This window comes from Bacillus sp. MBGLi79, assembly GCF_002953915.1.
In genome coordinates, this window is the sequence record NZ_CP026521.1 from 890,779 (window position 1) to 904,476 (window position 13,698).

A 13,698-nucleotide genomic window follows, 5' to 3' on the forward strand; every position below is an offset into this window, starting at 1 on the left:
TTTAACAGGGCGAAGCCTCAATATTTATTGGCGTGATCCTGAATTTCGCATGTTTATCTTTATACAGCTCGGATTAGCAATTGGGGCGGCGGTTTCTCTTATAAAAGCAATTTTTTCATTGATGTTCATGCTATACATTTTCTTTTCAAAAGATGTAACATCAAAAGTACTACTGTTCGAAGGTGATTTCCCACTATTTGATTGAAATAATACACTTTCTTTTTTTGATACATCTCTAAGAAGTTCAGTATTTAGAACGTTATGAATATCTTGTATTTTTTGTAAGTCATCCGCAAAAGCAAATTGATTTTTTCTATTAGAAAGCATGTTACTGAACATTTCTGATGTAGTAACAAGTGCTTCATTGCCTTTTGTAATAGTTTTTTGAGCTGTGAGTTCTCCTAGCTTTCCAACTTTATCTATACCTTTAGTTCCAATAAGTGCTGTTACAACAGTGGCCAGGGAATAGGTGATCCAACGTGATCTTGACTCTGCGTCTCCGTTTATCATATCACGCTTCCATGAATCGGATAACGCTGCCCATATATTAACTCCCGTAAATGTAACTGTTGCAAGTTGTTGGGTGGGAGAGGAGTTTAAAAATTTGTACACACTGCTAATTGTCTCTGGTGCATTTAAAATCATATCCTTCACACCAAGAGCAGTGTCTTTTCCAAAGTCGTATAATCCCTCACCAATTCCTTTTAAAATTTTAGCATCCTGTTTAGCAGTTTCTAATTGTATCACATACTGTTGTTGATAAGGCTCAAGGTTCTCATACCCAATCTTCTTCGCAATTTTTAAATATTCATCAGGGTCAGATACACCATCCGCAAGCTTTTTCTTCAATTTTTCAATTTCGCGTTCCTTCGCTTCCTCTTTCTTATTCTTTAAGTAAGCCTCAGTCCGCTTTTCAATGTCGCCTTTTTTCTTATGTATGTCGCTCTCACGGTACGCTTCGGCGTTGTAGTGGATGGGTGTGGCGTTTTTGCCTTTGCCCGTTGCTTCTTGGAGCTTTTGGAAATCGGACTTGATGAATTGTTCATTTGGTTCTGACAGGGCGTATTCTGTCTTTAGGTCTTCGTCCAAGGCGTCCAATTTTTCCAGTGTTTTTTTGCGTTTGTCGTTGGCATCTGCCAGCTCGTCGTTGAAGGTTTCTGTTGAAAACAGGTCGAGCGGGAGGATGTCGTCGATATCGTTCAGGATGTCTTTCATCGCTTTTTTCTGTTCGGACATGATGGATTTCGATTTTTTGTGGGCATTTGCCAGTTCGTGCTCCAGGAAGGATTCTTCGATGTATGCGTCAGAGAGACCTTTGTCCTCGGCGGCTCCGGCGATGCTGTTGAAAAATGCGATTTTCATGTCGATGTAGTCGATCCATTGGTCGGTGACGCCAACGTGGTCGTGATAGAAGGCTTTGATGTTGCTGGCGCCTTTTCCTGAGAATTCGCTGTCACTGAGATCAGCGACGCTTTTTAAGGCTTTTCTCAAGTTGACCATTTGCGTTCTTAGTTCTTTATACTCTTTCGCGCGGTCTGTCGCTTCAGAAAGCAGTGTTTTCACTTCAAGTACTTTCATGACCATTTCCCTTCTTTTGTTCGCTCAATATCAAAATTTTACCACGGAGCAGGATAAGAATGGCTGTGGAAACGTGTTTCGATGGAAAAATGAGTCATTTGGCATGTGTCTTTATTCACGAAGGGATTGTGTAAACATAGTCGAAATGATTACTGATAGACAGTTAAAGGAGCATTTTGATGAAGAAAAAACGCATTATATTCGGTTTATTAGGGTTTATGATATGCATCATCCTGTTTGCTCTGTATCTTCAGTTACATAATAAAAGCAATATTCCTGTCAAAACTTCCGCCATTCATCTCGAAGAAGACCGCATCTATTTTATCTATTCCAACCCTCTCATAAAAGAAAGCACGCTGCTCTCAACCTCAACAGGCGAAAGATTTAATAGGCGCACGTTCAAGGTGGCGGATGTGCCGTACATCCAAACGAAGTCTTACGCATCAACAGACATTGTATTATTAGCGGAACATGAGTCCTTTTATTACACGCTGGAGAAGGATGCTTATAAAAAAGCATCCGCTATCAAATCCATTTGCGTTTTGGCATGAGGGGAAGGATGTCTCTGTTAAGGCCTATAACGTTGATACGACGGGGAATGAGATCCACATAAACGACAGAAAAACGAAAAAGAAACATCAGCTCACCTTGCCTTCGCTTGTCACGATGGGGTCGAGTGATGAGAACTATATTTATATCATTCAAAGCATGTCTATTTACGTGATCGACAGAAACACAGAGGAAATCAGAGACCCTGAGCTTAGCCTCATACGCTGATAAATTCGCAGACTCGGAGGAATTTATTGTCGCGAGCTCGCAGCATGAACTGACTGTGATTGAAAAAGGGACATGGAAGACGACATATATTGCGTATCCTGAAGATCTTGAATATGCAGATACTGTGTATTATGACAAAGAAAGCGGCAGTTTTTACGTGGCATACGAGGACAAAGAGGGAGGAGCGAACTTGCTGGAATATGGGGAGGATTTTTCTTTTCACACATACAGCTTGAAGTTTCCTTATATGGAGGCGAAGTTTAAGGGGAATCTATTGTATATAGTTGCCCAGGAAGAGCATAAAAAGGGCATCGGCGGGTATGTGGGTGTGTTTGATATCCATTCTAAGAAGATGCTTTATCAGTTTGATTTGCCTGAGGAACAGGTGAAGGTGCAGGATTTTGTGGTGATTGACATTAAGTGAGAGATGGGACCCTTGCATAAAGGGTTCTTTTTTTACGAAGAAAAACAAATTGACAGGATGAAAAAACATTTTCTTCCTTCTGTGTTGTTTTCAAAATTTGGGATTGATAGAATATGACATATCTCACAGAGAAGGAGGGAAGCCATTGAGTCAAGCCATACCGTCTTCGCGTGTTGGTGTTAAGATTAATGAATGGTATAAAATGATTCGCCAGTTCAGTGTTCCGGATGCTGAGGTTCTGAAAGCGGAGGTTGAGCAGGACATTCAGAAGATGGAAGAGGATCAGGATTTGCTGATCTATTATTCTCTGATGTGTTTTCGGCACCAGCTGATGCTGGATTATTTGGAGCCGGGACAACCTTACGGGAATCGCCCTACCGTGACAGAGCTTCTTGAAACGATTGAGACCCCTCAGAAAAAACTCACAGGCCTTTTGAAATACTACTCTTTGTTTTTCCGCGGCATGTATGAATTTGATCAAAAAGAATATGTTGAAGCAATCGGGTTTTATCGCGAGGCGGAGAAAGAACTGCCGGTTGTGTCTGATGAAATTGAGAAAGCGGAATTCCATTTTAAAGTGGCGGAAGCGTATTATCACATGAAGCAAACCCATGTGTCGATGCATCATATTCTTCAAGCCTTAGACATTTATCAAAACCATCCCTTATACAGCATTAGAACCATACAAAGCTTGTTTGTGATCGCTGGAAATTATGATGATTTCAAACACTATGGCAAAGCGCTCCCGCATTTAGAAGCAGCGCTGAAATTGGCAATGGACATTCAAAACGATCGGTTTATCGCCATTTCTCTATTGAACATCGCGAACAGCTATGATAGATCAGGAGACGATCAGATGGCTGTAGAACATTTCCAAAAAGCGGCGAAAGTGAGCAGAGAGAAAGTGCCTGATCTGCTTCCGAAAGTCTTGTTTGGGTTAAGCTGGACATTATGTAAAGCGGGCCAGACACAGAAAGCGTTTCATTTCATAGAAGAAGGGCTGAACCGTATCACAGCACGTTCTCACAAATGTTATAAAGAATTGTTTCTGTTCTTAGAGGCCGTGTACAAGGAGACTGTTGATGAACGCAAAATTCATGATCTTTTAAGCTATTTCGAAAAAAAGAACCTGCACGCGTACATTGAAGCATGTGCCCGGAGTGCTGCCGCTGTGTTTGAAAGCAGCTGTCACTTTGAACAAGCAGCTGCGTTTTATCGGAAAGTGCTGAAAGCTCAAGAAGATATTCTAAAAGGAGAGTGTTTATATGCCTATTAAGAAAAAAGTGATGATGTGTCTGGCTGTTACTCTAGTTTTCGGAAGCATGTCGTTTCCATTCCTGACAAACTCGGGCGGCGTTAAGGAATCAACAGATCGAAATACGACGTATATTGATCATTCCCCTTACAAACTCAGTGATCAGAAGAAAGCCCTTAGCTAGGGCTTTTTCTTGCTTTACTGAAGACGTTCGATTTTCCCACCACGGCATTCCTTCTATTTCTAACGCAAGACACTCGAAACAACCAAACCATTTGAGGTATAATGGATAAAGTGAATAACAGCATTTAGATTGATATATATGAAAGAGAGTGGAACATCATGGGCCGTAAGTGGAACAATATTAAAGAGAAGAAGGCGTCTAAGGACGCGAATACGAGTCGGATTTATGCGAAGTTTGGCCGTGAGATTTACGTGGCGGCGAAGCAGGGCGAACCTGATCCGGAATCTAACCAGGCGCTGAAGGTTGTGCTTGAGCGCGCGAAGACTTACAGCGTACCGAAAAACATCATTGAACGGGCGATCGAGAAGGCGAAGGGCGGAGCGGAAGAGAATTACGATGAGCTTCGTTATGAGGGCTTCGGGCCGAACGGATCAATGATTATCGTTGATGCGCTGACGAATAATGTAAACCGTACGGCGCCGGAAGTGCGTGCGGCGTTCGGGAAAAACGGCGGAAACATGGGGGTGAGCGGATCTGTTGCTTACATGTTTGACGCGACGGCTGTAATCGGTGTGGAAGGCAAAACTGCTGACGAAGCGCTTGAAATCCTGATGGAAGCGGATGTCGATGTCCGTGACATTTTGGAAGAGGATGACAGTGTGATCGTCTATGCGGAGCCGGATCAATTCCATGCAGTGCAGGAGGCGTTTAAAAACGCGGGCGTTGAGGAATTTACAGTAGCGGAGCTGACAATGCTTGCGCAAAGCGAAGTCACGCTTCCGGATGATGCGAAGGAACAGTTTGAAAAACTGATTGATGCCTTAGAGGATTTGGAAGACGTTCAGCAGGTGTATCATAACGTTGATTTAGGCGAGTAAGGAGTGAGCAGGCTGTTATAGCCTGCTTTCTTTTTTTTGTCCTAGAAATTGTTTTAGCTGTATGTAGGCGGCTGCCTATACGATCTGTAAGATATTCTCATACTCTGGACTGTAACCTAAGTGAAGGAGAGAGTGAATATGACTGATACTGATACTGATACAAGACAGATCTATGGCGGACCTGGTTTTGGCGCTTTTCCAGGCTACGGCATTGGCCGTCCCGGGTTTGGCATGTATGGAGGACTAGGTTATCCGGGCTATGGGATGTACGGAGGCTACCCAGGATACGGCGGCATGTATGGGGGTTACCCAGGTTATGGGATGTCTGGAGGCTACCCGGGCTACGGCATGTCTGGGGGGTATCCAGGCTATGGGATGCATGGAGGAGTCGGCGGCTATCCGGGATATGGCGCGTATGGCGGCGGTTACCCAAGCGGCGGTTATGGAGGCTCTCCGGGAGCTGTAAGCTATCCGGGCATGCACCATGAAAACGATGGACATCATCACTATTATCACCATCACCATGATGGAAAAGATAATCTTCATCACCACCATCATCATGTTGGTAAGGATAATCACCACCATCATCATGATGGTCATTATGGCCACCATCACCACCATATGGGCCATTGGGGAAAAGACGGCTTTAAATAAAAAAGATGATGGTGAAAAGAGGCACTCTTGCAGATCAAGAGTGTTTTTTATTTTTTCTTGACTGTTCAGTGACTGTTCAGTCCGGAAAATGGTAACATTTGTTTCAGGAGGTGATCGTTTTTTGGGGAGGAATAAAGAATTTGATACGGCGCTTGTTCTTCACAGGGCGATAGAGGTTTTCGGAGAGTATGGCTACGAAGGAACGTCTCTTCAGGAACTGCTTTCTCATTTAGGCATTGCCCGCCAGAGCTTGTATGATACGTATGGAACGAAACGTGATTTGTTTTTGTCCGCTGTGAAATCGTATCTTGAAGGAAAAAACACTGCCGTTATGGAAAGGCTTGAAGCGCCAGGATCTGTAATGGAAGCCATTCGTGAAATTTTTCAGGAGGGTGTCAATGCCCTGAGGGATCCGGAACGGGCGAAGGCGTGCTATATCATTAACAGCGCGATTGAACAGATTCCGCATGACCCTGAGCTTGCCCGGTATTTTGAAAGACAATCCAAGCAGCTTGAGGACGCTTTTTATCAGGCGCTTTTAAGGGCGAAGGATCAAGGAGAATTGAATGGCGAAGATCCTGATATATCTGCGCTTGCCCGGTACCTGAATCAAAGCAGGCTGTCACTGACATTTATTGCGAAAGTGACGGCAGATATGGATCGTCTTCAGGACCATGTAGACGTGAGTTTATCAGTGCTTGATTAACATGTGGTAAAGAATTCTTTGCCCATGTGTGCATTTTTTGGACTGAATGGTCTGGAAATAAAAAAAGAGGTGATGATGAATGTTGAATGAATTTGAAAAAGCATGTGAAACTTTGAGAAAGTTTATGGCTTATATGCTTGAGAAGGACATGAAGAGCTGGGTGGAGCTTTGGGATGAGAATGCTGTATTTGAGTTTCCTTATGCGCCGGAGGGATCACCAAAAAGAATAGAAGGGAAAGCGTTTATTTACGATTATATTAAGGATTATCCTAAGCAGATCCATCTTTCTTCATTTACGGCTCCGACAGTGTACCGTTCCGCGGACTCGAATACGATAATTGCGGAATTTCAATGTGACGGCCATGTGATTGAGACTGGACTGCCTTATCGCCAAAGCTATATCAGTGTCATCGAAACGAGAGACGGCCGCATTGTGCGGTATAGGGATTATTGGAATCCGCTTGTTGTAAAAGAGGCCTTTGGAGGATCATTTTTGCAAACAGAGGAGAGTGGAAAATGATGAAACAGAATCCGATTTTAATCACGGGCGGGACCGGCACAGTCGGCAGCCGAATCGCCAGCCGTTTAATCAAGCTGGGATACAGGGTGCGTATTGCAAGCAGAAAAAAGGGCGAGCTTGCAAATGCAGAGTATGTGTATTTTGATTGTAAGGACGCCTCCAGTTATACGCCTGCCCTAGAACAAGTAAAAGACATCTATCTTGTTGCTCCGGTCGGTGTGCTTGATCCGGCTCCCTATGTGCTTCCCTTTTTAAAGGAAGCAAAGCGTCTTGGTGTAAAGCGGGTAGTGATGCAAAGTGCGTCTGTTGTCTCCGAGAATGGCCCTGTGTTTGGCGCGCTTCACCAGGCAGTGCGCGAGTTTCCAGAATGGACGGTGCTGCGGCCCTCATACTTTATGCAAAATTTCATCAATGTCCAGCATCAAATGTCGATTCAAAATGAGGGACGCATCGTCACGGCTTCGGGTGAGGGAAAGCTAGGATTCATTGATGCTGATGACATCGCAGAAACAGCCGTCCGTGCTTTGACTGATGCCGTCCCTCATCAAACACATCATATCCTGACAGGACCCGAGGCGCTGAGCTATGCCGAAGCGGCAGAGATCATCGGTGCTGCCGCGGGACGCCGGGTGAAGCATGTCAGCATTTTTCGTTCTGAGCTGCAAAATAGGATGGCGGCAGCTGGTTTGCCGGCGGATTATGCCAGTTTTATGGCGGGGCTAGATGAAGCAATCAGCCATGGTGCGGAACATCGGGTAACGGATACAGTGAAGCGTGTGACAGGAAAAGAACCTCGTTCGCTCTCAGAGTTTGCAGCTGCTCATGCTGCGTATTGGAACTGACCTCATTTTGGACTGAATAGTCTAGAAAGACCTTCGGCAGAGCCGAAGGTCTTCTTATTGAAAAAGCTAAGTCATGTTTCAGTCATAATCATGCCTCCTGCCTCATACCTATTAAGGTCATTGTTTTTGAGAAAGGAGGAGCCGGAATGAAGGATATGCAGCCGTTTACGCCTGTCAAATCATATACGCCCTTTCACAGCCGTTTTGATCCCTGTCCGCCTATAGGGAAGAAATATTACAGAACGCCCCCTAACCTTTATATGACCTTTCAGCCTGAGCATATGGAGCAGTTTTCGCCGATGGAGGCTTTGAGGAAAGGCACCCTTTGGAAGGATCTCTATGATTTTTATGAAAACCCTTATCGAGGGGGAGACGCACATGGCAAAAAAGGTTGACGCCGAGTATTATCGTCAGCTTGAGCAAATACAGGCCGCGGATTTTGTGCTTGTTGAGCTGAGTCTTTATTTAAATACACATCCTCATGATGAAGATGCGCTGAAGCAATTCAATCAATATTCCGGCTATTCAAGGCACTTAAAAAGACAGTTCGAATCCTCTTACGGGCCGCTTCTGCAGTTCGGCAACAGCCCCGCGGGCGAGGATTGGGATTGGGGCAAAGGGCCATGGCCGTGGCAAGTATAAGGAGGAATGCCTGAATGTGGGTGTATGAAAAGAAGCTGCAGTACCCTGTCAAAGTCAGTACGTGCAACCCGACGCTGGCGAAGTATTTGATTGAGCAGTATGGCGGAGCGGACGGCGAGCTGGCCGCGGCTCTCCGTTATTTGAACCAGCGTTATACGATTCCTGATAAGGTCATCGGCCTTTTAACAGATATCGGTACGGAGGAATTCGCCCATTTGGAAATGATTGCGACCATGGTCTATAAGCTGACGAAAGACGCCACACCGGAGCAGCTGCGTGAAGCTGGCCTTGGCGATCATTACGTCAATCATGACAGCGCGCTATTTTATCACAATGCGGCGGGCGTTCCGTTTACAGCGACTTATATTCAGGCGAAGGGTGATCCGATTGCCGATTTATATGAAGACATTGCCGCAGAGGAAAAGGCGCGGGCCACGTATCAATGGCTGATTGATATCTCGGATGATCCTGATTTAAACGATTCCCTGCGTTTTTTGCGTGAGCGTGAAATCGTACACTCTATGCGCTTCAGGGAAGCGGTTGAAATTTTAAAAGAAGAACGGGATAAAAAGAAGATTTTCTAATAGGCAGATTGGCCTCTCTTTCATACACCCTTTTACATACAGAGAAAATGGTCTGTTTTTGCAGTTTGGTCTGCATTATAATCAAGGTGTGTGTGCAAGCTTACTTTTTGATTGGGAGGCCTTTATGTCAGCTTTTAAGATTGAGAACGAAACGATTGCAGATGGATTTTACGCGTGTCCGGCCGTCTATGAGGATGCAGAATCGATTACTGGATTGCTCGTCCGAACAGCGGAATGGCTCCGGGATCGGGGTTCTAACCAATGGAGCGGACTGCTGGAAGGCCACGATACACATGATATCACGGGTTCAATTGCAGGTGGGCATGTGTTTGTGTTTAAAAAAGATGAAGAGCTTGCGGCTGTCGTGATGCTGCTGCCTGAACCGAGCGAGTGGGACCGGACGCTTTGGGGAGACGATGGGCATGAGGAGTCCATTTATTTGCATCGCCTCGCAGTAAGCCGCCGGTTTGCGGGACAGGGGCTTGGAGCACGCGTCCTTCAATGGGCGGAGACGGGCATACACTTTCCAGGGAAAACGCGGATTCGGCTTGACTGTGTCGCTGATAACGACGCCTTGCATTCCTTTTATCGGCGTATGGGATATGAATTCATGGGTGCTGATGCATCCGGATATCATTTGTTTGAGAAAGAGATTACGACAGAATAAGCGTCCTTTCAAGGAGGCTTTTTTGTCTTTTTCTAAAAGGGAGGGCAGGCGATGTTGTGGCCAATTTTATTTATGACAGGGATCGTGACGGCTTGTTTGTTCACTGGCGTATCTGCTTTGATGCGGATGAAGTTTCCTGACAAAAGCCGGCCGGAATGGATATTGGGCGGGCTGATCGTCCTTGGTGTGTTTCTGATCTGGTACAGCCTCGTGTATGTACGCGGCTGGGAAGGGGCTGCGCTCGGAGTGCTTGGATTCAATGTTGTTTGCGGAGCCATTGCCGGATATTTGATTGATAGAGCCATCCGGCGTTACAGGAAAAGATAAGGCGGCGGATATCTCTCATCATATCGAATTTTTAAGAACGGCAGGAATTTTCTTTCGAAAGGAGAAATACATAGTACTTTAAAATGAAAGCGTTTTCCATAGCAGGAAGGTGATGTTGATGATACACAGTGTGACGAATGGGCTGAATCGTTTTTGTACGTGGGTGATGAGACTGGCCTATTTGAATGTGCTTTGGATTTTGTTTTCTCTTGCAGGCCTGGTTGTGTTTGGGCTGATGCCCGCTACTGCCGCGATGTTTACAGTGGCGAGAGAATGGGCGAAGGGGAATGCGGATGCCCCGGTGTTTTCTGTCTTTATTCGGGCGTTTAAAAAGGAATGGCGGACCTCACAGATCCTCGGGCTCATCGTTGTGACGGCTGCCCTGTTTCTGTTTGCAGATATGCGGATAGCGGCTCAGATGGATCAGCCTGTGCTCGTCAACGTGTTCCTGAGCATCAGCTTGATTTTCGCGTTTGTTGTGCTGTATGTGTTCCCGGTGTTCTCTCATTTTGACGTGAAAATCAAAGAGGTGCTGAGCATCAGCTTTTTGATTGCCTTCAGCCGTCCGGCGGTGACGCTTTTGATGGCGGCGGGCGCTGTCGGTGTGCTTTGTCTCGTTCTGTTTCATGTCACGTTTCTATTGTTTTTCAGCGGGAGTTTACTCAGTCTGATCTTAACGAAGCTGTCCTTTAAAGCGTTTCGGTCAATGGATCAGCGGCAGGAGAAAGAAAAGGCGGCATGAAGAAAAGAGTTGCTGGCTGGTACAGGCGGATGAAGATTAAGGATAAGCTGTTTGTGTTTCTATCGTTGATTATGGCCGTATCCTTTCTGTTTGTATACAGCGGGGTCCAGTATGCCTTTCATGTGTATGATGAGCAGATTTACCGCAAGTCCTCGGAGGTGCTTCGGATGTCTTCTGAAAGGATCGAAGACGAGCTGAAGAAGATAGAGGATGTGTCATATGAAATCATTACAGACGAACAGATTCAGCGCATCCTGAGCATGCAAAATCGGGATGATACGTATGATCAATATCAAATGAAGCAGGAGCTTTGGGATCAGCTTGCGGGATATGCCAGCGATGAAAAGTACATCGATTCCATTCATTTGATTGATGCCCGCGGCTCAGAGTATTCAGCCGGAAGCAGTTCTTCAGATCTTTTGCAGCAGGAGCAGGAAGAGGTATTTAAGCGAGCGAAAGCGAAAAATGGAAGAAATCTTTGGATGACGCTCGGCGGGTCAGATCCTGTCCTGATTTCAGCACGGCAGATCAGGTCCTATCACCAGCTGAGTCTGAACGGCTTGGGCATGGTGCTGATCCAAGTCAATGTAAAACAGATGATTCGTGATGTGCCGCAGGATTGGGGCGATTCAGTCGGAGACATTATGATTGCTGACCAAGGCGGGAATTTGGTGTATACGGCACATGCATCAGCGCATGTTCCTGAGGCAGCAAAAGAGACGCTGAAGCACCCCGGTTATGACTTGATAAAAAAGAATGGCAAACGTTACTTTATTTCTTATCTTCAATCATCCTACCAAAATTGGAGCTACTATAACGTTATCCCCTTTGATCAGATGTTCGCGAAAATTTCCTTTATGAAAACAGTGATCGGCACATGCTTTCTCCTCTTTTTCTGTGTGGTTTTGCTTTTCGGAAGGAAAATCGCCAACAGCATCACGGAGCCGATTGAACAGCTTGTGACCGCGATGAAATCGGTACAGCACGGCGGTATTGAAGCAGGTGTGTCGCTTTCTCTGCCGGAACATACACAGGATGAGGCCGGCATGCTGAACCGCCATTTTACTGTCATGATGAAACGGATTAATAAGCTGATGGAAGAAAATGTGGAAAAACAGCTCATTATTAAAGAAACCGAATTGAAAGCACTGCAAGCCCAGATCAATCCGCATTTTTTATATAACACGCTCGAGTCCATCAATTGGCTGGCCAAGGCGAATCAGCAAAAGCAAATCTCAAAAATGGTGGAATCGCTCGGTTTTCTTCTGAGAAACAGCATACATATGAAAAAGGATATCGTGACCATTCAGGAGGAGGCGGACATTTTACGTCACTATATGACCATTCAGCGATTTCGATTTGAAGAGCGTCTGAACTTCACGTTGGATATTGACGATGAGGTCAAGCATTGCCTCATTCCGAAACTGACGCTCCAGCCGCTTGCGGAAAATGCGATTCAATACGCGCTTGAACCCTTTACAAGGCCGTGTGCCATCCGGATTCAGGCGAAAAAGGTGAAGGACTGTGTCTGTATGACGGTCGAAGATAACGGCCCTGGCATGGATGAACGGATTCTTGAAGCAACGGGCGGAAGAGGAATCGGACTGTGGAATATTCGCGAGCGCATCAGCCTGACATTCGGAGAGCCATACGGCTTGCGTATTCAAAGTAAGCATGAAAAGGGAACGAGGATTGTGATCACAATACCGTGCCGAAATGAGGTGGTGTGATGTATAAAATACTGCTGGCTGATGATGAGAGGATTATCCTTGATGGAATGGCGGGAATCATTGAGTGGGAGGCGCTTGGCGCTTCACTGATCGGTAAAGCGCAGAACGGACATGAAGCGTATGAAAAGATTGTACATAAGCAGCCGCATATCGTCATCACAGACGTCAAAATGCCTGGCATGGACGGGCTTGAGCTAATCAAAAAGGTATCAGCCGTCAGCCCGTCGGTGCAGTTTATCGTCCTGTCCGGGTTTGGAGAGTTTGAGTACGCAAAGGAAGCTATGAAATATGGGGTGAAGCATTATTTGCTGAAGCCCTGCAATGAACAGCAGATTATCAGCTCGCTTGAGGAAATCATTGCTGAGCTGAAGCGGCAAGATGTGCGGAAAAAGAAAACAGACCACCTGATACACGAGCTTGATCATATCCGTTCCTTTGCTGCCGATCAATACTTGGAAGGCTTGATCGCCGGTGTCGCCCAGCTGTCTCCGCCGCCTTCACTTGCCGGAAAAAAGGTCCGCCTCTTGATTTTAAAAGGGGGCCAATCTATTGATACCGCGGCTAGAAAGGCACTCGGGACGGCGCTGACAGCGATTTGCGGCAGCGGAGAATGGACCGTGCTCGCTGTAGAGGAGGACGCCGCTGAAAAGGCGGCGGAGGTTTTTGCGGACCGCAAGATGGTTATCAGTCAGGCGGGAGAACTCCGGCACGCGGGGCAGCTGTTTCGGGACACAGCTGAAGCGGCTGGTGACCTGCATGGGAGCGCAGTGATTTCAAAAATGATCAGGCTTATTGCCGAGGAGCTCGGAAACCCGAATCTGTCCTTAAAATGGGCGGCGAAGGATATGCTGTTTATGAATCCTGATTATCTCGGGAAGTTATTTAAGCAGGAAACAGGCGAGAAGTTTTCCCAATATGTTACACGAGTGCGTCTTGAGCATGCGATGAAGCAGATGAAAATAAGGCGGGACGCGAGTGTATCAGAAATTGCTGAAGAAATTGGGTTTGGCGATAATCCGAAGTATTTCAGTCTTGTTTTTAAAAAATATACCGGTCTGACACCGTCAGAATTCAGAAGAAAACAGGGAGGCGCTTCCACAGGATAGCCATCTCTGTTTTTTTGACTTTCCCCACTGTTTTTTGAGTGTTTCGCCCTATCTGAACGCTTTAAAATAAAATGTAAGCACT

Annotated in this window: 14 protein-coding genes and 3 pseudogenes; 16 read left to right on the forward strand and 1 reads right to left on the reverse strand. The window is 45.9% G+C overall.

Features of this window, described 5'->3' with window-relative positions; all coding sequences use genetic code 11:
- Positions 1-420: 420 nt before the first annotated feature.
- Positions 421-1,578 (reverse strand): annotated as a pseudogene (locus C1T29_RS04465) (ribonuclease YeeF family protein); the annotation flags it as partial.
- A 179-nt stretch (positions 1,579-1,757) separates the two neighbouring features.
- On the opposite strand from C1T29_RS04465, the pseudogene C1T29_RS04470 reads away from it, so the two are divergent.
- From C1T29_RS04470 to yesN, 16 genes and pseudogenes are all read left to right on the forward strand, one after another.
- Positions 1,758-2,779 (forward strand): annotated as a pseudogene (locus tag C1T29_RS04470) (hypothetical protein).
- Between the two features lie 145 nt (positions 2,780-2,924).
- On the forward strand, positions 2,925-4,055 hold the full coding sequence (gene rapH / locus C1T29_RS04475; RefSeq protein WP_103750042.1) for a response regulator aspartate phosphatase RapH: 1,131 nt from the start codon (positions 2,925-2,927) through the stop codon (positions 4,053-4,055).
- Positions 4,045-4,218: a phosphatase RapH inhibitor PhrH gene (gene phrH, locus C1T29_RS04480; protein WP_014663108.1), complete on the forward strand. Its 174-nt coding sequence runs from the start codon at positions 4,045-4,047 to the stop codon at positions 4,216-4,218. The genes rapH and phrH overlap by 11 nt, the downstream gene beginning before the upstream one ends.
- Before the next feature lie 158 nt (positions 4,219-4,376).
- On the forward strand, positions 4,377-5,096 hold the full coding sequence (locus C1T29_RS04485) for a YebC/PmpR family DNA-binding transcriptional regulator (RefSeq protein ID WP_003233863.1): 720 nt from the start codon (positions 4,377-4,379) through the stop codon (positions 5,094-5,096).
- 138 nt (positions 5,097-5,234) lie between these two features.
- Positions 5,235-5,750: a spore coat protein gene (locus C1T29_RS04490; protein ID WP_103750041.1), complete on the forward strand. Its 516-nt coding sequence runs from the start codon at positions 5,235-5,237 to the stop codon at positions 5,748-5,750.
- A gap of 121 nt (positions 5,751-5,871) precedes the next feature.
- On the forward strand, positions 5,872-6,456 hold the full coding sequence (locus C1T29_RS04495; protein ID WP_069840031.1) for a TetR/AcrR family transcriptional regulator: 585 nt from the start codon (positions 5,872-5,874) through the stop codon (positions 6,454-6,456).
- Between the two features lie 79 nt (positions 6,457-6,535).
- Positions 6,536-6,976, forward strand: a complete 441-nt coding sequence (locus tag C1T29_RS04500; RefSeq protein WP_103750040.1) for a nuclear transport factor 2 family protein — start codon at positions 6,536-6,538, stop codon at positions 6,974-6,976.
- Positions 6,973-7,838, forward strand: a pseudogene (locus C1T29_RS04505) (NmrA family NAD(P)-binding protein). The gene C1T29_RS04500 and the pseudogene C1T29_RS04505 overlap by 4 nt, the downstream one beginning before the upstream one ends.
- 126 nt (positions 7,839-7,964) lie before the next feature.
- Positions 7,965-8,213, forward strand: a complete 249-nt coding sequence (cotJA, locus tag C1T29_RS04510; RefSeq protein ID WP_003219489.1) for a spore coat-associated protein CotJA — start codon at positions 7,965-7,967, stop codon at positions 8,211-8,213.
- A complete protein-coding gene (gene cotJB / locus C1T29_RS04515; protein ID WP_014663114.1) occupies positions 8,197-8,460 on the forward strand; it encodes a spore coat protein CotJB in 264 nt (87 codons plus the stop codon). The genes cotJA and cotJB overlap by 17 nt, the downstream gene beginning before the upstream one ends.
- A gap of 14 nt (positions 8,461-8,474) precedes the next feature.
- Positions 8,475-9,044 (forward strand): spore coat protein CotJC, encoded by a 570-nt coding sequence (gene cotJC / locus C1T29_RS04520; protein WP_071582170.1) that lies wholly within the window; start codon positions 8,475-8,477, stop codon positions 9,042-9,044.
- Between the two features lie 124 nt (positions 9,045-9,168).
- A complete protein-coding gene (locus C1T29_RS04525) occupies positions 9,169-9,711 on the forward strand; it encodes a GNAT family N-acetyltransferase (RefSeq protein WP_095432157.1) in 543 nt (180 codons plus the stop codon).
- A 51-nt stretch (positions 9,712-9,762) separates the two neighbouring features.
- Positions 9,763-10,038: a YesK-like family protein gene (locus tag C1T29_RS04530; protein WP_071582171.1), complete on the forward strand. Its 276-nt coding sequence runs from the start codon at positions 9,763-9,765 to the stop codon at positions 10,036-10,038.
- A gap of 112 nt (positions 10,039-10,150) precedes the next feature.
- A complete protein-coding gene (locus tag C1T29_RS04535; protein ID WP_080488060.1) occupies positions 10,151-10,780 on the forward strand; it encodes a YesL family protein in 630 nt (209 codons plus the stop codon).
- Positions 10,777-12,510: a two-component system sensor histidine kinase YesM gene (yesM, locus tag C1T29_RS04540; protein WP_103750038.1), complete on the forward strand. Its 1,734-nt coding sequence runs from the start codon at positions 10,777-10,779 to the stop codon at positions 12,508-12,510. Before C1T29_RS04535 ends, yesM begins: the two co-directional genes overlap by 4 nt.
- Positions 12,510-13,616 (forward strand): two-component system response regulator YesN, encoded by a 1,107-nt coding sequence (yesN, locus tag C1T29_RS04545; RefSeq protein WP_103750037.1) that lies wholly within the window; start codon positions 12,510-12,512, stop codon positions 13,614-13,616. Before yesM ends, yesN begins: the two co-directional genes overlap by 1 nt.
- Positions 13,617-13,698: the final 82 nt, after the last annotated feature.